17 protein-coding genes and 1 pseudogene are annotated in these 20,573 nt (G+C 68.1%); 9 read left to right on the forward strand and 9 right to left on the reverse strand.

The window, feature by feature from the left end; all coding sequences use genetic code 11:
• From SK803_RS44015 to SK803_RS44030, 4 genes and pseudogenes are all read right to left on the reverse strand, one after another.
• Positions 1-582 (reverse strand): annotated as a pseudogene (locus SK803_RS44015) (PP2C family protein-serine/threonine phosphatase); the annotation flags it as partial.
• A gap of 13 nt (positions 583-595) precedes the next feature.
• Complete coding sequence (locus SK803_RS44020) at positions 596-1,633, reverse strand: hypothetical protein (protein WP_319972204.1); 1,038 nt, start codon at positions 1,631-1,633, stop codon at positions 596-598.
• Between the two features lie 23 nt (positions 1,634-1,656).
• The gene (locus tag SK803_RS44025; protein ID WP_319972205.1) at positions 1,657-4,122 is read right to left on the reverse strand and encodes a CapA family protein; all 2,466 of its coding nucleotides are present in this window, start codon (positions 4,120-4,122) and stop codon (positions 1,657-1,659) included.
• Between the two features lie 94 nt (positions 4,123-4,216).
• On the reverse strand, positions 4,217-5,113 hold the full coding sequence (locus SK803_RS44030) for a hypothetical protein (RefSeq protein WP_319972206.1): 897 nt from the start codon (positions 5,111-5,113) through the stop codon (positions 4,217-4,219).
• A 181-nt stretch (positions 5,114-5,294) separates the two neighbouring features.
• Between SK803_RS44030 and SK803_RS44035 the strand changes: the two genes are divergently transcribed.
• From SK803_RS44035 to SK803_RS44050, 4 genes are read left to right on the forward strand one after another with little or no spacing between them, the layout of a single operon-like run.
• Entirely contained in the window at positions 5,295-7,526 is a 2,232-nt protein-coding gene (locus tag SK803_RS44035) for a HAMP domain-containing protein (protein WP_319972207.1), read from the forward strand.
• Positions 7,523-8,911 carry a poly-gamma-glutamate synthase PgsB gene (pgsB, locus tag SK803_RS44040; RefSeq protein WP_319972208.1) on the forward strand — a complete coding sequence of 463 codons (1,389 nt, stop codon included), beginning with the start codon at positions 7,523-7,525 and terminating at the stop codon, positions 8,909-8,911. Before SK803_RS44035 ends, pgsB begins: the two co-directional genes overlap by 4 nt.
• Positions 8,904-9,389, forward strand: a complete 486-nt coding sequence (locus SK803_RS44045; RefSeq protein ID WP_319972209.1) for a poly-gamma-glutamate biosynthesis protein PgsC/CapC — start codon at positions 8,904-8,906, stop codon at positions 9,387-9,389. Before pgsB ends, SK803_RS44045 begins: the two co-directional genes overlap by 8 nt.
• Before the next feature lie 11 nt (positions 9,390-9,400).
• Entirely contained in the window at positions 9,401-10,408 is a 1,008-nt protein-coding gene (locus SK803_RS44050) for a C40 family peptidase (RefSeq protein ID WP_319972210.1), read from the forward strand.
• Between the two features lie 450 nt (positions 10,409-10,858).
• On the opposite strand, the gene SK803_RS44055 is transcribed toward SK803_RS44050, so the two are convergent.
• A complete protein-coding gene (locus SK803_RS44055) occupies positions 10,859-11,149 on the reverse strand; it encodes an STAS domain-containing protein (RefSeq protein ID WP_319972211.1) in 291 nt (96 codons plus the stop codon).
• A gap of 398 nt (positions 11,150-11,547) precedes the next feature.
• Between SK803_RS44055 and SK803_RS44060 the strand changes: the two genes are divergently transcribed.
• Positions 11,548-11,841: a hypothetical protein gene (locus SK803_RS44060; protein WP_319972212.1), complete on the forward strand. Its 294-nt coding sequence runs from the start codon at positions 11,548-11,550 to the stop codon at positions 11,839-11,841.
• Between the two features lie 67 nt (positions 11,842-11,908).
• On the opposite strand, the gene SK803_RS44065 is transcribed toward SK803_RS44060, so the two are convergent.
• The 4 genes from SK803_RS44065 to SK803_RS44080 all read right to left on the reverse strand — a co-directional run bounded on the left by SK803_RS44065 (position 11,909) and on the right by SK803_RS44080 (position 14,845).
• Entirely contained in the window at positions 11,909-12,727 is an 819-nt protein-coding gene (locus tag SK803_RS44065; RefSeq protein ID WP_319972213.1) for an SAM-dependent methyltransferase, read from the reverse strand.
• A gap of 273 nt (positions 12,728-13,000) precedes the next feature.
• On the reverse strand, positions 13,001-13,933 hold the full coding sequence (locus tag SK803_RS44070; protein WP_319972214.1) for a M56 family metallopeptidase: 933 nt from the start codon (positions 13,931-13,933) through the stop codon (positions 13,001-13,003).
• The gene (locus tag SK803_RS44075; RefSeq protein WP_319972215.1) at positions 13,930-14,292 is read right to left on the reverse strand and encodes a BlaI/MecI/CopY family transcriptional regulator; all 363 of its coding nucleotides are present in this window, start codon (positions 14,290-14,292) and stop codon (positions 13,930-13,932) included. Before SK803_RS44075 ends, SK803_RS44070 begins: the two co-directional genes overlap by 4 nt.
• A 73-nt stretch (positions 14,293-14,365) precedes the next feature.
• The gene (locus tag SK803_RS44080; protein WP_319972216.1) at positions 14,366-14,845 is read right to left on the reverse strand and encodes a DUF2269 domain-containing protein; all 480 of its coding nucleotides are present in this window, start codon (positions 14,843-14,845) and stop codon (positions 14,366-14,368) included.
• Between the two features lie 180 nt (positions 14,846-15,025).
• Here SK803_RS44080 and SK803_RS44085 point away from each other — a divergent pair, with 180 nt between their 5' ends.
• From SK803_RS44085 to SK803_RS44100, 4 genes are all read left to right on the forward strand, one after another.
• Positions 15,026-15,604, forward strand: coding sequence for a TetR/AcrR family transcriptional regulator (locus SK803_RS44085; protein WP_319972217.1), 579 nt, complete (start codon positions 15,026-15,028; stop codon positions 15,602-15,604).
• A 209-nt stretch (positions 15,605-15,813) separates the two neighbouring features.
• Positions 15,814-17,184, forward strand: a complete 1,371-nt coding sequence (locus tag SK803_RS44090) for an LVIVD repeat-containing protein (RefSeq protein ID WP_319972218.1) — start codon at positions 15,814-15,816, stop codon at positions 17,182-17,184.
• Between the two features lie 16 nt (positions 17,185-17,200).
• Complete coding sequence (locus tag SK803_RS44095; RefSeq protein ID WP_319972219.1) at positions 17,201-18,580, forward strand: LVIVD repeat-containing protein; 1,380 nt, start codon at positions 17,201-17,203, stop codon at positions 18,578-18,580.
• Between the two features lie 69 nt (positions 18,581-18,649).
• Entirely contained in the window at positions 18,650-20,554 is a 1,905-nt protein-coding gene (locus SK803_RS44100) for a hypothetical protein (protein WP_319972220.1), read from the forward strand.
• The last annotated feature ends 19 nt before the right edge of the window (positions 20,555-20,573 follow it).

The following is a 20,573-nucleotide window of genomic DNA, read 5'->3' on the forward strand; positions in this document are numbered from 1 at the left end:
GTTGGCGAGCAGGTGGTCGAGCAGCTCCTCCAGATCGGTTGGGGGATCGGTCACCGCTGCGCACAGGTGGTCCAGGCACTCGTCCAGCGCCACGTCCCTGCGTTCGATCAGACCGTCGGTGTAGAGCACCAGGATGTCGCCTGGTTCCAGCCGCATCTCGGCTTCTTCGTAGGACGCCTCGGCGAGGGCTCCGAGCAAGATGCCGCGCAGCATCGGTAGCAGTTCGCCGGTGCGGTTCCTGATCAGGACCGGAGGCAGGTGTCAGGCTCGGGCCCAGCGCAGTACGCGGGTCTGCGGGTCGTACAGGCCGCAGATCGCGGTCGCGATGATGTTGTCGGTGAGGTTGTGCGCCATGAGGTTGAGCCACTGCAGGAGCTGAGCGGGTCCGGCGCCGGTGGCGGCGAGACCCCGCAGTGCGTTTCGGAGGGCCACCATTCCGGTGGCGCCCTGGATGCCGTGGCCGGTCATGCCGCCGACCAGTTCTTCCTGCGCGGCGGGCAGGTAGCGCACGGCGATCCGCAGCCCGAACGCGTCGATCGTGGGATGCGCGGGCGGCATGATCACCTGCTGCAGCTGCAGCATGAGCTTGTTGCGTTCAGCTGCTTCCAGCGAGGTGATGGCGAGTTGGTCCTGTGCCGCTGACAACGCGACCTCGGTCCAGTGCTGTGCCGAAACGTCTTGGTGGGCCCCGCGGATCGAGAGCAATGCGCCTTGGGAGTCGACCACCGGTTCGGCGATCACGCGGACGTGCCAGGGTGCCGCCGTCGATGCGCTGCAGCCGGAAGGCCGCCGATGCGGGCCGGTGGTGGTGCTCGATCTTGCGGAGGAACCCTCGGAGCGAGGAGACGTCGTCAGGGTGAGCGTGTTCCGTGATGTCAGTCAGGGGCAGGGGATCCGCTCCGGGCTGGAGACCGTAGAGCGCGTACAGCTGACCGGTCCAGATGACCTTGCCGCTGTGCGGGTCTTCCTCGAAACCTCCGATGCGGCCGAGGCGTTGCGCGTGCTGCGGCAGGTTCGCCAGACGACCCGCCTCGTCCTGCAGCCGCCACACGACCAGCACCAGCACACCGAGGCGGGTGATGCTCACGCTGGCGGTCACGGTCAACGGCACTTCGTCCACCAGCGCCGCCAGGGTCATGTGCTCGGCGCGGAACGGCTCACCGGTCGCGTGCACGTGTTCGATCTTGTCGAACAGGTTGCCGTCCGCCGCGGCCAGCGGATAGGCCTCCAGCAGCAACTTGCCTGCCACCGCAGTGCGCGGTCTGCCGGCGATGTCCACGAACCGGTTGTTGACGTGATGCACCCGGAAGTCGGCCAGCACGCCGTCCGGTGAGATCTCAGGACCCAGCACGAGTGCCGGATCGAGCAGGCCGCCGGCGAGGTCGGCGAGTTCGGACGGCGCCGAGGTGACGTGGGCGGCGGGCCCGGTGACGTCGAGGGTGGCGGCGCACAGTTCCGCCAGCGCCTCCACCTGCTTCCGCACGCTCAGCGGCTGCGGTTCTGCGTTGGCGGACCAGCAGATCTCCAACACTCCGGTGATCCGGCCTCCGGTACCCGCCGGGACGGCAACGCGACCGGGCGGGTAGCCGCCGACGGACGGTAGCCTGGACTGCCACACCTGCTCGGCGTCCATGCCGGACCAGGTGGTGAGCGAGGTTACTGCTCGCGCACCGCGTACGGCAGCGTGAGTGACACGTCGGTGCGGTTGCGAACCCATCCGTAGGAGCCGAACGCCTTCACCGTGGCATCGGTTGCTTCCCGCCACTCGAAGAACCGCAGCTCGTCGACTTCGGCCCACGCGGTCTGGCTGGACGAAGCCGGCGCGCCGAGTTTGAGGTAAGGCATGATCATGTTGCCTTGCCCGGGGCCGCTGTCCAGTTCGGACACCGGGATGTCGATGACCACGCGGTGCCACTTGCCGTCGGCGGGCACGTCGACTGGCTTCGTGTAGGTGGCGACGACCTCTGATGACGGGTCTTCGGCCGGGTTGCTGTCGTCGAAGTGATAGACGTCGACGCGCAGTTCGGGGACAGCCGATGTGGAGCGCCGCACGTTGGCGGTGAACGAGTACGAGGGCACTGGGTCAGCCGGGGCCGGCTTGCCGCGTTTCTCCTCGTAGGCGCGGTGGCGTGGCAACGGAATCCGTGCGATCGGACGGGTCTGCACGGCGTTGCCGTCCTTCGCCTCCAGGTGCAGGCTGCGAAGGCCGTGCGAGGCGGTGCCGGACCGGACGCCCTCGCGCTTGCTGTTGACGCTCCAGTGCACCGCTTCGCTGACCTGGGCGTCGGCTGTCTCGTCCTCGAAGTGGCCCCACCCGTACAAGTCCCGGCCGACCTCGAGGCCGCGCGCCTCGCCTGGTTTCACCAGCGCCCCGGCGGGGACGGGCAGGTCGGCGAGTTCGCGCGGCTTGATCTCCTGATTGTGCGGGGAGTCTTGCGCTGTGGCGGCAGTGAGTCGCGCAGTGTGTCGTTCGAGCACCATCGAGACGGATGTGGAGGACTTGTCGTTGTTCTTCGGTTTCGTGCGGATGTCACCGGAGTCGGCGCGGTAGGACTCGAGCGGTAACAGGCTGCGTTCCCAGATGCTCCCCAGGACGCGCCGGGCCGCGGAGTCGGTGACCGGAACAGGCTTGTAGTCCACCAGTTCCAGCGGGTACAGCCTGGCCTCGACGAGCTGGTCGCCTTCCCACACGGTGCGCAGGAACGCGCTCGCGAAGCTCGCGAGGAAGTTCTGCTCGAACACGAAGTTGCCCAGGCTGTAGGCGATGAGCTTGCCCTTGTACCACTCCATGCCCTGCAACACGTGTGGGTGGTGCGCCACGACGATGTCCGCACCCGCGTCGACTGCCTTGCGCGCGATCTCGCGGATGTTGTCCGACGCGGCTTCCTGGAACTGGAACCCGGCGTGCATCTGCACCATCACCAGCGGGCTCTTCTCGGCGGCCGCGCGGATCTGGTCGACAGAGGTTTTGTCGTCCCAGACCGCCGCGCCGCCGTGGCCGCGGCGCGCGACCCAGTCCTGCATCTCCGGGTACACCTCGGACAACGACGCCCACATCGCCGCCACCTGCTCCGGTGCCGACTTTGATTCGGCGGCGGAGAACCGTTCCCAGGCCTCGCGGATGCGGCGCTGCTGCACTGGGATGCCCGCGGCGGGGAAGCCCCAGCTGCGGGTCTGGTACTGCCACTGGTCCTTCGGCGAGACGTCGGCTGGCTGACGTACGCCGGCCGCGGGGAAGCTCTCGTTGACGAACGAGCCCTCGACGCTGGTGTAGGCCAGCACGCTCATCCCGTCGCGGTGGTGCGCAGCGGCGGCCTCCTCGGCGTTCGCGCCCGCGCCCACCATCGCGATGCCCGCCCTGGACAGCGCGGCGCGGGTGTCGGCGACACCGGCGTCGAGCAGGTCACGGGAGTGGTTGTTGGCCAGGACCGCGAGATCGGTGGAGAGCTTGCGCAGTCCGGCGGCGGTCTGCGCGGCCGACTTCAGGATGTACCTCTTGCCCGGATAGGCGGCATCGGCAGGCTTGTCGCTGAGCACGGTCTCGACGTTCACCGTGCGGAAGTCCGCGGCGGCGAAGGCGGGCGCGATCGCCGCCACCACGTTCTCCGCGCCCGCTGCGGCGTCGCCGTCCGGGATGAGCGGCTCGGCGCGGCCGCTCGACTCCTCCTGGGTGGGTGCGGCGTAGCGCCTGCCGAACATCACGTCACCAGCCGAGTGCACCGCGAACCGGTTGGCCTTGCGGGCGATCATCTTGATCTCGACCTGCTTGCCCGAGTCCGACCAACCCAGTGGCACCGGCTCTGGCAGGTGGCCGTCGGCCTCGACGACGGCCACGGCGGGGCCCATCAGGTCTGGCGCCTCGGCGACGCCGTCGTCGCCGGTCGTCAGCTTCACCGGCTTGTCCAGGGGAGCGTGCAGCGTGACGGTCGCGTCGGCAAGGGGTTCGCCGGTCTCGCCGGTCACCTTGAGCGCGGTGGTGATGCTGCCGCCGCCCGCCGGTCGCAGGCAGTCCGTGCAATCGGGATCGGACACCGCGTAGACCACCGCGCCGGCGGTGAGAACAGCGACCAGGGGCACCGCGATGAACGGCCACCGACGTCTCAGACGCAGGACGAAGCGCACGACAGAACCTTTCGGAATGATCACATGGGTCGCCCGACCCACTCCCCAGTGCGATCCGTCGGGCAGCCGGGAGCATAACCCGATCGGGTGAACCTCAGTCGTCGCCGAGAGCCTCAGCGGCGACTTTGACGATCTCCTGCCACCGTTCGGCATCGTCCCGCACGGTTCTGCTGGTCTCCAGGTGGACGAACGGCACACCACGCTCGGCGGCCACACCTCCCTGCTTGTTGCGCCTGCCCTCCAGCTCACCGCAGTCGCGCGACCACGCCCGGCAGACCCGCAGCACGCGGTCCAGGCCGTCGGCGATGCGACGGTGCGCCGTCACGGCGGAGCCCGCGCCGGACGAGACCACGACGTCCGCGGACGAGAGGCTGTTGTCGCCGAACCCGTGCAACTGCACCTGCGGCAGCCCGAGATCCGAGTGCTTCACGGCCAGCGTGTGAAACATCGAGTCGGTCCTGTGCGCGGCGTCACCCGCACCGTTCGAGACGGCGCGGTGCGTACCCGAGACTGCCAGCACGGTGCCTGGGACCCTGCGGAACAGCTCCAGCCCGATCTCGTCGGTGCGCAGGTCGTTCGCCGGGTGTGGCACCTGCACCGCCAGCCGCGCCGGCCGGGAGAGATCTATCACGTAGAGACCCCAGCCACGTTCGGCGTTCGGTTCGCTCGCGACCAGCACGTAGGCGCGACCGGTCTGGCTGTCGGTGCCCTGCTCGACGCTCATGCCGAGCTGCTGCAACGCACCTGTCGTCCGCGGCACGTCGTCCGGCTGTCCCGCGCTCAGAGTGGTGAGTGCGTCGACGAACTTCCGCCGCTCGTCTTCGCTGGGAGGCCGGTACGCGGCGTCTTCGCGCAGGGCGGCGGAGAACTGCTGAACCCGCTCTTTGACTGTCGCGGTGCGGAGCGGGGCCGCAGGCTCCTCGTCCTGCCCCGGCATCGCGATGACGACTGCTCCGGCGAGGGCTGCGGCGACCGCCAGCAAGATCCACAAGTAACCCGACCTTGGGCGAGAAGGCGTCACTTGGTGTAGTCCGTTTCACTCACTCGATCCCCAGTTTCGCCCGTATGGGTGATAGATGCATCGGGCATTAGTGCACAATCTAGGAGATTCCAGGACCTGGGGGGCATGGCAGTCGGGGGGCGTGCCTGTGACGTGAGGGTGGACCGATTCCGTGGCGCGCCACAAGACTGCACCAAGCGTTGATGAGACCGCTGCACGACGTGATGGACCGGCCAGACGACTGGCCGCACAACTGCCCGAGTCCGGGTTCGCTGTCCGGCCGTTGCCGGTGGTGCTGCTCGTGCTCTTCCTCGGCCTCGCCGCGGCGACGGTCGTGCTGCTGGACTCGCGGGACGGCCGCGAGGTCCCGCGGGCGTTCATCGAGTCACAGCAGGAGATCGCGGTCGGTACCGCGCGTGCGATCGGTGCGACCGCCAACCAGAGTCTGAGCGATCTGCGCACTGTCTCCTCCGGCGTGACCGGCGGTACCGAGCCGATGCTCGATGCGCTCATGCGCAACAAGAAGTGGCGTGGTGTGTCCGTACTCGCCGAGCAGTCCCGCACCCTGGTCGCCACCCGCGGCGAACCGGTGCCGGTCCAGGCGGTTCCGGCGAGTGTCACGGCCCCGACGGTCGCGTCGACGGTCGCCGCCAACGGCGAACTCGTGCTGATCGCGGTGTCGCCGCTGCCGAACGGCCAGCTGCTCGCCGCGACGACGGCGATCCGCCTGCCCGACGCCGACCCCGACCAGGCGTTGCGGCAGTCGTTCCTGCTCACGACGCTGTCCGGCAAGGTGCTGGCCGCGAACGGCCCGCTCGCGCAGGGCCGGGACGCGGATACCGAGGCGCTGGTCGTGGGCGCGGGCAAGGCCGCGTCCGGTGAGCCGGGCTTCGTGCTCGGCGCCGCCGGGGCGCAGGTGCAGCCGACGCTGGCCTACGCGCGGGTGACGCCGTCGAGCAGCCCGGAAAGCCTGGACCTGGCGGTCGTCGCCGTCTCGGACGGGCCGCTGGCCGGCACCGACACCACCGGCTCGGGCATCGTCCCCGCTGCCGTCCTGGCCGCGCTGGCACTGCTCGGGTTCCTCGTGGTGCGCCGGTACATGACCAAGCCGGTGGTCGCGGTGCGGGCCGACCTGCTCAGCGTTGCCGCCGGACGGCTCGACACCGACATCCGCTCCAGCCGGACCGCCGAGGTGGCGCGGATCGTCGCGGCAGGCAGGGCGTGCCAGGACCGGTTGAACGGCGACGACGATCCGCAGCCCGAGCGAAAGGCCGGAGGAACCAGCGTCCGGATCGTGTGCCTCGTGGTCGCTCTGTCGATGTTCGGCTGGTCGACCTGGATGCTCATCGCCTACCGCACTTCGCAGGTGGAGATCCCGGCCGCCGTGGTGGCGAGCATGCGGGTGCAGACCGGCAAGGCGACCGAGGCGTTGCGGCGCAGCGTCAACGACGGTCTGGCGGACCTCGAGACACTCGCCGACGGCACCGGCAACGAGGACGGCAAAGCGGCCGAGGCACTGCGCACCTCGTTGCGGGAGCTGCTGGCCAGCCAGACCCGATACCGCAGTCTGTACCTGGTGGACCGCACGGGAGCGGCCACCGGTGAGGTGATCGGGCGCCCGCCGTTGCGCACCACCGAGAGCCCGGCGCGCAACGCGGGTCTGCGGCAGCAGAACCAGTCCGGCCGCGTGCCGGTGATCTTCGCCGAGGTACCGCTGCCCGTCGACGGCACGACGCTGATCGGCGAGTTCGACCTGGACCACCTCCGGGTCCTGCTGAACCAGGTGCCCGGCCACGCCAGGGTCGTCGACGCCGACTTCCGCACGATCAGTGCCACCGACGGCTTTGTCGCCTTCGAGCAGGTCACCGCGGAGAGCTTGAGGCGCAACGCGGAACTCGCGCAGAACGGAAACGCTGTCGCTGAGATCCATCAGGGCTCCAAGGGGCCGGCGATCGTGGCGTCGGCCGCGGTGCTCGGCGGTTCCGTCGGGCGGCTGGGCTGGACCGTCACCACCGAGAAGCCGGGCAGCGAGCTCGCTCTGCCCGAGAACGACACCCGCCGCTACGCACAGCTGCTCGCGCTGGTCGCCTCACTCGTCACCCTCTTCGGGTACGGCTGGATGCTGTTCACCGTGCTGGGGCCGCTGCGCAGGGTCGCACGGGCCGCAAACAACCTCGTGGCGGGTGACCGGAAATCGGTGATCTACCCGCAGCGCCACGACGAGATCGGCACGATCGCGAGCTGCCTGGAAATCTGCAGGCAGGCCGTCGTGCAGGGGCCGGACCGGCTGGGCGACGTCCGCCGCCCGAGTGGCGCCGCGACCGAGAAGACGATGCTGATGGAGCCGGTTCCGGCACCGGCACCGCGCAGGCGCGCTCCGGCCAGAGCAGGCAGACGCCCGTGACTTACCTCTACGTGGTGTTCGTGGCGCTCACCGCCGGACTTCTGATCGCGGGCATCATCGAGCAGCGAGGGCACATCGGCGAGCTCTCCAAGATCGAGCACCGAGTGCTGGTCAACGGTATTCGCGGCAAGAGCTCGATCACCCGGCTGTGCGCGGGTGCGTTGCGCGGTGGTGGCCTGGTCACGACGGCGAAGACGACTGGCACGGCCGCCAGGTTCATCCACCCGGACGGCAGCGAGGAGCCGGTGTACCGCAAGTGGGGAATCGCGAACGTCGTCGAGCAGATCGGCATCGTGCGCCGCGCCGCCGCCTACCGCTCCGATGCGCTGGTGATCGAGTGCATGGCTGTGATGCCAGACCTGCAGGAGATCAACCAGAGCAAGCTGATCCGGTCCACGATCGGCGTGCTGTGCAACGTGCGGGAGGACCACCTCGCCGAGATGGGGCCGACGCTCGACGACGTCGCGCGGTCGTTGAGCCGGTCCATGCCGGTAGGCGGGGTGTGCGTGACCGCCGAGCGCGACCGGCTGGCGATCCTCGAGCAGGAGGCGGCGAAGCGGAACTGCGAGCTGATCGCCGTCGATCCCGAGTCGGTCACCGACGAGGAGATGGCAGGGTTCTCCTGGGTCACGTTCAAGGAGAACGTCGCGATCGCGCTGGCAGTGGCCGAACTTCTCGGCGTGAACCGGCAGCTGGCGCTGGCGGGCATGTGGGCCGCGCCGCCGGATCCCGGCGTGCTCTCCGTGCAGACCCGGACGCGAGACGGAAAGCAGATCAAGCTCGCGAACGTCTTCGCGGCCAACGACCCCGAATCGACGCTGATGAACGTCGAGCGTCTGCTGGAACAAGGCACGATCGCGCGGCCACTGCACGTTGTGATCAACTGCCGCCCGGACCGCGTCGAGCGAAACCGGCAGATGGGCGAGCTGGTCGCGAGGATCGACCCCGACCGCGTCGTCCTGATCGGCGAGCCGACCCGCAGCGCGCGACTCAGCATCGCCGACGACTGGCAGGACCGGGTCAACGACCTGGGCGGTGCGCGCGCCGCCGGTGAACTGCTCGACTCGATCCTCGCTGACGTGGACGACACCGTCTCGCTCGTCGCGATCGGCAACATCCACGGTCAGGGCGAGGCCCTGCTGCACGCAGTGGACGAGCTCGACGAGCCTGAAGCCGTCGAACAACGCCACGAGACCCGCAGGCCGATCCCGTCGGCTCCTCCGCCTCGCAGGCAGGCCACGCCACCCCCGGCCGACCGCCACACGCCCATCCGCGGACACCTCTTCGACCAGCCGCGCCGACCCCACAGGCCGCAGCGTGCGCAGTCGCAGCGCCCTCAGACCCAGGGGCGCGCAGCGCCCAGACCAGGGAACACCCATGACTAACGGTTCGCTTCTCCTTCCCGAGGTGGCGACGCTCGGCCTCGCCATCGGCCTGGTGTTCTCGCTGGCCTGCTACCTGACGACCAATCTGTCCCCCGGCGGCATGATCACGCCGGGATGGCTGGCGCTGACGCTCGTCGAGGACTACCGCCGCGCGCTGCTCGTCGCCGTGATGAGCGGTGTGACGTTCGGGGCGGTCAAGTTGCTGCAGCGCGTCGTCATCCTTTACGGCAAGCGCCTGTTCGCCGCCGTCGTGCTCACCGGCGTGCTGTTGCAGTCGACCTTGTTCCTGCTCATCCAGAGCGACTACCCGCTGCTGTTCGCCCACCAGACACTCGGCTTCGTGGTGCCCGGCCTGATCGCCTACCAGCTGGTGCGGCAGCCGCCGGTGGTCACGATGATCGCCACTGGTGTCGTCAGCGCCGCAGGCTATGGCGTGCTGGCGAGCGGAGTCCTGGTGGGCCTGGTTCCCACGGTGTGATGGAGGTGCCGATGAAACGCAAAGGCATGCTGGTCGGGGCGGGCGTCGCCGTCCTCGCGCTCCTCGCCGGCGTCGTCGTGTTCTGGCCGCAGGAGTCCACCGATCCGGTGCCGTCCGCCGTGGAGCAGGTCAGCACGCAGGGAGTGCCGGAACTGATCTACGAGCGGGTCAACAGCCCTGCGAGAACGATCGTGCGCGACCGCGACGGCTCTGTTGTCGCCACGTTCACCGACGACGCGCGGAGCGCGCTGATCAACGGCTCGCGCCGGACGTTCAGCGAGCCGAAGGCGACGGCGGCGACGGTCAACACCTCCGCGTGGGTGCGGTTGTTGCCACAGCCGTGGGCGGCAGGCGCGGAGAAGGCGGGCTGGTTCGCCGAGTGGTTCCGCGCAGCCCGCCAGGACACCACCCCCGACGTGCTGGAGATCGCCACCCAATACACGATCGACGCGCCCGATGAGAAGGACGCCAAAGGCGTCCGCTTCAGGGGCGACGCGTCGTTCGGCCCGGTGAAGGCGTCCGGCGCGGGCAGGCAGGAACAGTCGGACTTCAACGACTACCTCGGTCTGCCGTGGACGTTCGCCAACGGCCCCACCGGTGAACCGGACCGCGGCCGCTACGGCGCTGTCGACTGTTCCGGCTACGTCCGCCTGGTGTTCGGCTACCGCCTCGGCATGCCGCTGCTCAACACGAACACCGCCGGACCTGGCCTGCCGCGCCGCGCCTTCGCGATCTCCGAGTTCGGGCCCGGCGTCCAACTCGTCACCAACGAACGTCGCCGCGCCACCGACTACGCCGCGCTGCAGCCGGGTGATCTGGTGTTCTTCGAGGTGGAGGACGACCCCGAGACGCTCGATCACGTCGGGATCTACCTCGGCATCGACGACCGCGGCAGACATCGCTTCATCTCCAGCAGGGAACGCATCAACGGTCCCACGATGGGTGACGTCGGCGGTACCTCCCTGCTCGACGACGGCGGCATGTACTCCACCGCCTGGCGGTCGGCCCGCCGCCTCTGAGCAGGGGGTTGTGGCGTCGAGGACGGGGCTGGTTGCTCGTTCGACGCGCGCCGGCCAAAGACACGGCCGCGGATCACCTTGTGGCGGGCGCGGCATCCGCAACCGGGCCGGCGGCGGTAGCTGGTTTGCTCAACGTCCCGCCCCGGCACCGGCCGGGACCGCCGGCCTACCGTGCGTGCACGCGCTGACACGGCATTCCATCAGTACCCGAACATTTCCGAACCCACTCCTCGGGAGACTTCCCAGGGATTCATCTCCGTTGTCCAGGCCGCTCGGGCCAGTGACGCCGCTGAGCAGTCGCGTGTGATCAACCTCGTGGTGCGGGAGTGTGCAAGAACGAGACAGGTCCTGTTCGGGCTACCTCTGCCCAGACGACTTTGCCGTTGTCCCGCGGCAGTACGCCCCAGCCGATGCTCAGTCCGTCCACGAGCCGGAGTCCGAAGTGGGCTGTCATCGCGGCTGGACCTGAGTCGCTCCGGCGAGGTCTACGTCGACAGGGCTCGCCGGATCCTCACGAGCGCGGCAATCGTCTGTCGCGGCGAGCAGCTTGTTCAATCCGGTCGAGCCGATGAACGTGACGTCGGTCAGGTCGATGACAACCACTGTTGAGGCGCTCTTGATCGCGTCTGTGGTGGCGTCGAGCAGTTGTGTTGTGCTGCCGTCGATCTCGCTGGCTGCCCTCAAGATCACTTTGCCGTGAACTGACTTCCGGTCGACGACGAACAGCGGGCTTGACGTCATGGCTCCGCCTGTCCGCTTGCGGGCACTGGGCCTGCGTGACCGTATGGCCAAGGCGCGGAAGCCGCATCTTCCTCGCGGTCGTGCTGAGTTGTGTCGTCAACAGTCGAGCTCGACCGCCGCAAGGTCGACGACGCTGGGGACGGAGCTGTGCGCAGTCTGACCCTGGTGATCGAGTTCCCTGTGTCGAGCTTTGCGGGCAACGGGATCCAGTCGGTCCTGAGTGGTTGTTCCCTTGGCTGGTTGCGGGCGACCCGGTCAGCGCTTCCGCTCAACTGGTCAGGCCTCGGCGGGCGCCAGCCGAAGGAACTTGGGCGGCGCAGGAGCGTCGCAGCGCGCTGCGTTAACCCATTCGGGCGTATTCAAGTGTTCGTGCAAGTTGAAGGTGGCATCATGCTCACATGCCGCCGGAACCTGAGTGTGAACTGTGCGACGGCAAGGGCACCATGACCTGGCAGCAGCCCATGGCCGGTCCTGACGGCCAATGGGCACTCAGTCAGGTCGATCACCCGTGCGTCAACGGTTGCTCGGGCTGGTGGCAGCTCCCCGCAGCCGAACACGGCGGCATTCTCGATCGTGACACGGGGATCAACGCAGGCGGCAACGTGGCCCAAGCCAACGAGCAAGTGCGCACCGACTGGTCAATGCCGCCTCGCCTCAGGCGCGGTCCGCTGACCGAACCGCCGGCTCGTTGACAGCGCGGTGCGGCATCCGTCGTCTCCGCGTCATGAGCTTTTCCGGTTCGTCGCCGCCAGCGAACGCTCAGCGGAGTGTGCGAGCCACGCCGGCGAACGTGGAGGTGCGCCTCGGGTCGCCGATCTCGTCTCCGGGGTCAGGCTGCCATTCCGGCAGGTAGACCACGCCCGGATCGACGAGTTCCAGTCCGTCGAACAAACCGGTGATCTCGGAACGCGTGCGCATCGAGAACTCGGTGACGCTGCGCCGGAACTGCTCCGTGGCCTCCTCCGCCTTCTCCGGCTCAGGCCCCTCCAGGCTGGCGTGCGAAATGGCCAGGTAACTGCCAGGCACTGTCGCGTCGAGGTAGGAGCGGATGATGCCGACGGGGTCGTCCGTGTCCGGCACGAAGTGCAGCACCGCGAACATCAGCACCGCGATCGGTTGCCCGAAGTCCAGAAGCCGCTGGACTTCGGGGTTGGACAGGATCTCCTGCGGCCGGCGCAGGTCGCCCTGGATCGCCGTGGCGTGGTCGATGCCGCGGAGGATCGTGCGGCTGTGCGAGACGGCGACCGGATCGACGTCGACGTAGACGATCCGGCAGTCGGGGTTCGCCTTCCAGGCGATCTCGTGCACGTTGCCCACCGTAGGGATGCCCGAGCCGAGGTCGAGGAACTGCGTGATGCCCTGGCCGACGAGGTAGCGGACCGCGCGGCGCAGGAACGACCGGTTGGCCCGCATGATGTCCGGCAGCTCCGGCATGAACGCCACGATCTTCGCCGCGGCATCCCTGTCGGCCTGGAAGTTGTGAAATCCGCCCAGATGCGCGTCGTAGATCCGGGCCGCACTCGGCCGGTCCGCGTCGATCTCGGGGCCCGCCCACGCCGGTCTTTCCACCCTGACCATCCTCGTCGTCGAGTACCAGCAGTGACAGATGCGGGCACCACACTAGCCGCACAGAGGAGTATGCCCGGACGGTCGTTCGGAAGCTGACGTTCTGCGACGTCACGTCCGCGTCGAGCCCGGTCGCCGGTGGCATGCCGGTGTTGGTGTGGAGCGATCAGCTGGCCGGACTCGCGATGGCGGATGCGCTGCGCTGGCCGGTGTCGCTGTGGGCCGGTGCGGTCGTGCTCGCCGGCTTCACCGGCGCGGCGGTCGGCTTGCCGGCGTCGGTGAACATCAGCTCGACGAACAGGTCAGCAGCATCAGCGCGAACATCGCCGCGGACGCGGTGACGACGGGCAGTGCCATGGCGGTGATGCTCGCGATTCCGCTGGAGAGCAGCCTGCGCGTGCGGTTCGGAATCCGCCGGCGCCACTGCAGACGGTCCAGGCGGACGTCCAGCGCGTCCCTGCTCATCGCGAGTGCCGAGTCGGGAGCGCCGTGGCACGACACCCGCAAGAGTGCGGCACGGACGGTGTCTGCGCCGTGGATGCGCGCTGCTGCCAGGTCGGCGGACATCTCGACGAGCTCACGGATCGAGCTCGCCGCGCGCTTGAACAGGGGCAGGATCGGCAGTGCGGCGGCTACGGCGTCCGCGGCGGCGACCAGCAGGTGATGGCGTCCGTTGAGGTGTGCTCGCTCGTGGTCGAGGACGGCATCGACCTCTTCAGGGGTCAGGTGGCGGTGGAGTCCTTCCGTGGCGACCACAAGACCGGGTTTGCCGGGGAGGCTGAACGCGAGAGGCCGGTCGTGGTCGAGCCACACCGTTGGATGCGCTCCGGGTTCACGTCGTCCGGCGAGGCGCAGCACCGAGCGGTGTTCCTCGCGGGCGTGGGCTCGTTGTCGAGCGCTGCGTGCACCAACGATCGCGAACCGAATGAGCAGAGCGGTCAGCAGGGCGCCGCCGGTGAGGCCGCTGATCACTTCGATCGTGGGTGTGGTGCCGTGGCGCACCGACTCCCAGCAGTGGTGCAGGGTGTCGAGGGCGGCGAGGCCGTGCTCGGGTAGCAGGAGCAGCACCATGGCCACGGCGGAGGTCGTCATGACCGCGGCGATCGAGGTGAGCCAGGCGACGACGGCGACCACCGGGTCGCTGAGCCGCCGCAGCAGGTGTGGTGCCAGCCAGCCCATCGTGACGGACCCGAGCAGCAGCGCCAGCGCGACAGTCATTTTCCGGCGGCTTTCCTGCGGAACGCCCGGCGCAGCACCGCCGACTCCTCGGTGGTCGCGGACTGTGCGAAATGCAGCAGCGCGGCCTCGGGATCACCCGAGGCGACGAGCACGTCGCGCACGGCGTTCGTCGCGGCTTCGACGCGGCTGATCATGGGCTGGTACCAGTAGGCCTTGCCCTCCATCTCGCGGGAGACCCAGTCCTTGCGGTACAGGTTGTCCAGCACGGTGAGCACGGTGGTGTAGGCGAGTTGCTTGCCGGTGTCCAGCCGTTCCAGCACCTGACGCACCCTGAGCGGCTCCCTGGCGTGCCACAGCACGTCCATCACCGCTGCTTCCAGCTCACCCAGTCCGCGCATCGCTCACATCCTTCCGCAGACCGGAAGTATGCCTGGCCGGCGAGTCAGCTCCTAACTTGAACGTCAGCCGCACTCAGATCCTGAGGCCGGTCACGCCGCGCGGCTTGTAGACGGCGAGCACCATCGCCACGACCAGCACCACGAGCGCTCCACCGGCATGCACCGCGAACGTCGGCGAGCGCAGCGGTGCCAGGTCGGAAGCCGGATCAGCCGCGACCGCTGCGAACTGGTCCACCGTTCGTGTGTAGATGAGCAGCACCACGGTGGCGAACACGTTCAGCACCAGCTTGAAGATCACCCAGTAGTGCCGGAACAGGCCCCACGCGGAGCCGAGCGACGAGACCAGTCCGGTCAGCAGTGACGCGACCGCGAACGGCAGAACCACGTACCAGACCACCGGCTCCGCGATCAGGTTCGCGGCACGCACAACGCGATCGTCCTGATTGGTCACTCCGACGATCGCCATGGCCAGAAACGTGAGTACGGCGCCGAACCAGCCCACCGAGGACGCGATGTGCGCGGTCAGGGCGAGCTTGCGCAGGCGGGGCTTCACCTGTGCATTCCTGGGCCGTGCTCGATGGGGAGAGCGAGCGCTACGAGGAACAGAACGATCACCACGGCAATGACGATGCCCATGATCTTCACCCAACGCGGTGTGTCAGCCATGTCCGGCAGTTTACGAGACACTGTGTATTTATCAAGACGCAGTGTCTCGATCCCGTAGGATGGGCGCGTGCCGAAGCTGTGGAACGAGACGATCGAGACGCACCGTCGAGAGGTGCGGCACGCGATCCTGGCCGCCACCGCGGCGCTGGTAGCTGAGCGTGGCCTGCTGGACGTGACGATGTCGCAGATCGCGGAGCAGGCCGGCATCGGACGCGCGACGCTCTACAAGTACTTCCCTGACGTCGAGACGATCTTGCGCACCTGGCACGCCGAGCAGATCGCCCACCACCTCGCCTGTCTGACCGAGGTTCGCGACCAGGCGGTCGGACCCGCCCGGCGCCTCAAGGCAGTTCTCGAGGCGTTCGCTGCCATCTCGCACGGCTCGCACGGCCACTTCGACACCGACCTCGTGGCACTCCTCCATCGCGACGAGCAAGTCGGCCACGCGCAGGAGCGGGTTGCTCACATGATTCGCGACCTGCTGGCCGAGGCCGCGGCGGCCGGTGAGGTCAGAGTGGACGTGGCACCTGTGGAACTCGCTGCGTATTGCGTTCACGCGCTTGCTGCAGCTGGCACCCTGCCTTCCGGGGCTGCCGTTCGTCGGCTTGTCGCGGTCACGTTCGCGGGCCTTCGCCCGGTCACCTGATCCCGTCTCGGTGACCGTAGGTGGCCGTGCGTCATCGCCGCGCGACGAGTTGATCTGATAACCAAGAACAACTGTCGTGCGCACAAAAATGTTCGAAGCAAGATAGTAGGCCATTGGGGTGACTCGGGTCACACTGTTGGGGCTCGCGTCGATTACTCCTCACAGGGGCGGCACGACGCTGCCCCTTGCCCCGAAGGGAGTGGCCTGCTGTGAACCGACTACGGCGGCTGACCACCGTCGCTCTCCTCGTTGCCGGTGCGCTGGTGATCCCAGCAACGGCCAGCGCGCACGACCCGGAAGACGGCGGGACCCATCCGCCGACCGGTGGTGGTGCGCCCGACCTGCACAGTGCGAACATGACCCTGCTGGACAGCCTGCCCAAAGTGGACGCCGCGACCCAGTCCGACCTGGCGTTCGAAGGGAACTACGCCTACGCGGGCACCTTCAGCGGCTTCCGCGTCATCGACATCTCGAACCCCGCGGCCGTGCAGCAGGTGGCCTTCAAGCCGTGCAATGGCGGGCAGGGCGACGTGTCGGTCTACAACGGACTGCTGTTCTCCTCGGTAGACACGCCGCAGAGCAGGCCTGAGTGCGACAGCGTCAACACGCCGGCGACCAACCCGGCAGCGTGGGAGGGCGTGCGGATCTTCGACGTCCGCGATCCCGCCAACATCAAGCACATCGCCTCTGTGCGCACCGACTGCGGCTCGCACACCCACACGCTTGCGCCTGCGGGCAAGGGCAGCCTGTTCGTCTACGTTTCGTCGTATGCGGTGACGACCACGTCAATGGGCCCGAACTGTCAGCAGTTCCACGGCAAGATCTCAGTGGTCCACGTACCGCTGCAGAACCCGGAGAAGGCCCAGGTCGTCTCCACCCCGCCGACCACGGGCGTGACGGTGTTCGACCCGGCACGACTCGAGTTCGCCAACCCGGCTCTGCAGCCCACCACAGGCTGCCACGACATCACGGTGCTGACACCGCTGAACCTCGCGGCTGCCGCGTGCCTGAGCGTCGGTCAAATCTGGGACATCAGCGATCGGGCTCATCCCAAGGTGCTGCGCACGCTGACCACGCCGCAGGTGCAGGCGTGGCACTCGGCGCAGTTCACGTGGGACGGCAAACGCGTGACGTTCGGTGACGAGGCCGGTGGCGGCGTGATTCCGCGTTGCCGTGCGGAGGATCCGCCGACGAAGGGTGCGGTGTGGACCTATGACGTCGCTTCCGGAGCTGAGCTGGGTCACTACAAGCTGCCACGCTTCGAGAACGGCGTGTGCACCATGCACAACTTCAACTACGTGCCCGGCATCGATCGCGACATCCTCGTGTCTGCCGCTTACACCGGTGGCACGACGGTCGCGGACCTGACGGACCCGACGAACCCGGTGGAGATCGGCTTCTACCGCGCGGGCGACCCGATCGCGGCCAACACGTGGTCCACCTACTGGCACAACGGCTTCATCTACGCCAACGACATCAACCGCGGCTTGGACGTGTTCGCGCTCGACCACCCGGCCGTCGCAGGTGCGGCAGTGCTGCAGCGCGACAACCCGCAAACCCAGGAACGGCTCTTCCCGTAGCCAAGGAGGTTGTCGAATGTCTCGCAGAGTCGTTCGAACAGTCGGTGCGCTCGTGGCCGCCGTCGTTCTCGTCACCCCGGCGACCGCTGTCGCCGATCACGCCACGAACCCGCACACCCCGAACATGCACGCCAAGGGCCACAGCCCGCACCCGGCCACGTTCCTCGGTGAGCCGGACGGTGTCCGGCACGTCAACTCCGACATCGCCTTCTGGGGCAACCTGGCCTTCCACGGCAACTACGACGGATTCCGCATCGTCGACATCGCAGATCCCGACAACCCGACCGAGATCGCCCACCAGCGCTGCAACGGCGACCAGGGCGACATCGTCGTGTGGGAGAACATCCTGGTCAGGGCGTGGAACTCCAAGAAGGCCGTACCGCGCGACTGCGACGGGCAGACCGTCCCGGCCGGTTGGGAAGGGGTGCACGTCTTCGACGTCAGCAACCTGAGCAACCCCAGCCTGGTCGCGTCGGTCGAGCTGCCGTGCGGCTCGCACACCCTCACCGCGGCCCCGGACAACGGCCGGTTGATCGTCTACAGCAACAACTCCAGCAGCACCGGCTGTGGCACGAGCGGGAACCTGGCGCAGGAGAACGCCCTCGGCGACTTCATCGACGTGATCGAGGTGCCGTTCGGGCAGCCGCAGAACGCGAACCTGCTGCGGCGTGAGCCGCTGGCCGGTCCGATCACCAACGTCCGCACCGGATGTCACGACATGGGCGTGATCCTCGGCAGCGTCAACCTGGCCGCGTGCGCCAGCGCGGACGCGACCAACGTCTTCGACGTCGGCGCCAACGCGCATCCAGGCGGCAGCCTCGCCGACCCGGTGTTCCTCTACACGGTCAGCGAACCGGGTGTCGGCCAGGCCGGCACCAACGGTCGCTGGCACTCCGCGACGTTCAGCTGGGACGGCAAAGTCCTGATCCTGGGCTGGGAGCCCGGCGGCGGCTCCGAGCCCGAGTGCCAGACCACGGATCCGGACGTCGACAAGAGCCTGTTCTTCTACGACGCCCACACCGGGGCGAAACTCGGCCAGTGGGTGCTGCCACGAGGCCAGGACGGCGTCGCGGAGAACTGCACCGTCCACAACTACAACATCGTGCCGCTGCGCAACGGCCGCTACATCGCGGTCGGCGGGCACTACCAAGCAGGAACCTGGGCCACCGAGTTCACCGACCCCGCCCACCCGGTGACGATCGGCTGGTCCGACCCGCCCGCGATCAGCCCGCCCGACCTCGGCGGCGCCTGGTCGTCCTACTGGTACAACAACTTCATCTACGAGTCCAGCATCACCGAAGGACTCAACGTCTACCGGCTCAGCGGTAACGCCACCGGCGGCGCCATCCGGCTCGATCACCTCAACCCGCAGACGCAGGAGTTCTCCCTGCCGTGACACCAGATCGCTGGGCCCCGTCGGTGACGGGGCCCAGTCCGAGGGGGAATCAACGAGGAGACAGAACCAATGAGAACCAGACGGCTCTTCACCGCACTCGCCGTGGCGTCGCTGACCGCGGCGATGGCGGCACCCGTGGCGGCACACCCCGGCCAACATGGTCCCATCGACGGACATCTGCTCGGTCCGGGCGCATGGGGCGACCTGCAGCTGTTGGGCAAAGCGGACCTGACCAACACCGACGACCTGATCGCCGACGTGGCGATCGACCCGCGCACCACGTACGCATACTTGGCGAACTGGGGCAGGGCCACCTGTGACGCCAACCGCGAAGACGGCGACCCCGATGCCGGCGCCTACGTCGTCGACATGACCGACCTGGCCAACCCGAAGCAGATCGGGTTCATCCCGCACTCGCAGGACAGCCGGCCTGGCGAGGGCATGCAGGCGCTGCAGGTCGACACGAAGTTCTTCAACGGCACCATGCTCGTGATGAACAACGAGCAGTGCGGCAAGAACGGCCGCGGTGGCGTCTCCCTGTACGACGTCAGCAACCCCGGCAAGCCGGTCAAACTCTCCGAGCACTTCGGCGACCGCGCGAACCTGTCGCGCGGCGACGCCAACGACACTCACAGCGCGTTCGCCTGGGACACCGGGGAAAAGGCGTACGTGGTGACGACCGACAACTTCGAGTCGGGCGGCGCGGATGTCGACATCCTCGACATCACCAACCCGAAGCGGCCGCGGCTGATCCGCGAGATCGACGTCGACGCCGAGTTCCCGAACCTCACCCAAGTCCAGCTCGGCCTCACCGAGGTCTTCCTGCACGACATGGTCGTCAAGAACATCGGCGGGCACTGGGTCCTGCTGCTGTCCTACTGGGACGGTGGCTACGTTCAGCTCAACGTCGACGACCCGGCCAACCCGACGCTGATCGGCGACACGGACTTCAGTCATCCGGACCCACAGCTGCTGGAGTCGACCGGGGCCGCGCGCACGGCTGAGGGCAATGGGCACCAGGCCGAGTTCACCGCCGACAACCAGTACTTCATCGGAACCGACGAGGACTTCGCACCCTACGGAGCAACGAACTTCTCGATCACCAGCGGTACGAACGCAGGCGCGTACCCGTCCGTGCCGGTGCCAGGTTCCGCGCCGATCGTCGTCCTCGACGACGACAAGCTGAACGGGCCGGTCGTCTACGGCGGCTACGGCTGCCCAGGATCGGCCCCGATCCCGACGCCTGCCTCGATTCCTGGTTACGAGGCGTCGCTGCAGGCGGGGGAGGAGAAGGTCGTGGCGCTGCAGCGTGGACCGACCGGCGACCCGAGCGCGCCTGAGCCCGCCTGCTTCCCCGGTGAGAAGGCACATGAGGCCGTGCTCGCCGGCTGGGACGCCGTGGTCTTCGTCCAGCGGCACGGCGGAACCGAGAACCCGCCGTTCTGCGGCTCCGGCGGCTTCGTCGACGTCGTTGTCGGCGTGTGCACGAACCACGAGGCGTACCACAAGATGTTCGGCACGCCGGTCAGCTTCACCTACCCCGACGGACCGGCGATCGGCACCGTCGGCGCGCGGATCCAGGCGACCGCGGCGTTCGACGGCTGGGGTTACGTGCACCTGTTCAGCAACCAGGCCGACGCCAGCAAGAAGTTCGCCGAGCTGGACACGTTCGCCATCCCCGAGGCCATGGACGAGAACTACGCGGTCGGATTCGGTGACCTCAGCGTGCACGAGGTCGCGACCGATCCCAACGACTCGCGCCGTGCCTACCTGTCGTACTACGCGGGAGGAATGCGCTCACTGAGGATCCAGTGCGTCAGCCCGAACAACTGCGAACTGGTGGAGAGCGGCGGATATCTCGCCCCCAACGGCAACGACTTCTGGGGCGTCGAGACCTTCACCCGCAACGGCAAGACCTACGTCGCGGGCAGTGACCGCGACGACGGTCTCTACCTGTTCACCACCGGCCCCTAGGCGGTGAGGCATGCGAGCC

The sequence above is a fragment of the Lentzea miocenica genome, from assembly GCF_033949945.1.
Taxonomy (GTDB): Bacteria; Actinomycetota; Actinomycetes; order Mycobacteriales; family Pseudonocardiaceae; genus Lentzea; species Lentzea miocenica.

Bases quoted from the DNA above. Each gene is read 5' to 3' on its own strand.
- SK803_RS44020 (WP_319972204.1), bottom strand. From the start codon at position 1,633: ATGGACGCCGAGCAGGTGTGGCAGTCCAGGCTACCGTCCGTCGGCGGC.
- SK803_RS44045 (WP_319972209.1), top strand. From the start codon at position 8,904: ATGACTAACGGTTCGCTTCTCCTTCCCGAGGTGGCGACGCTCGGCCTC.
- SK803_RS44050 (WP_319972210.1), top strand. From the start codon at position 9,401: ATGAAACGCAAAGGCATGCTGGTCGGGGCGGGCGTCGCCGTCCTCGCG.
- SK803_RS44055 (WP_319972211.1), bottom strand. From the start codon at position 11,149: ATGACGTCAAGCCCGCTGTTCGTCGTCGACCGGAAGTCAGTTCACGGC.
- SK803_RS44060 (WP_319972212.1), top strand. From the start codon at position 11,548: ATGCCGCCGGAACCTGAGTGTGAACTGTGCGACGGCAAGGGCACCATG.
- SK803_RS44065 (WP_319972213.1), bottom strand. From the start codon at position 12,727: ATGGTCAGGGTGGAAAGACCGGCGTGGGCGGGCCCCGAGATCGACGCG.
- SK803_RS44070 (WP_319972214.1), bottom strand. From the start codon at position 13,933: ATGACTGTCGCGCTGGCGCTGCTGCTCGGGTCCGTCACGATGGGCTGG.
- SK803_RS44075 (WP_319972215.1), bottom strand. From the start codon at position 14,292: ATGCGCGGACTGGGTGAGCTGGAAGCAGCGGTGATGGACGTGCTGTGG.
- SK803_RS44095 (WP_319972219.1), top strand. From the start codon at position 17,201: ATGTCTCGCAGAGTCGTTCGAACAGTCGGTGCGCTCGTGGCCGCCGTC.
- SK803_RS44100 (WP_319972220.1), top strand. From the start codon at position 18,650: ATGAGAACCAGACGGCTCTTCACCGCACTCGCCGTGGCGTCGCTGACC.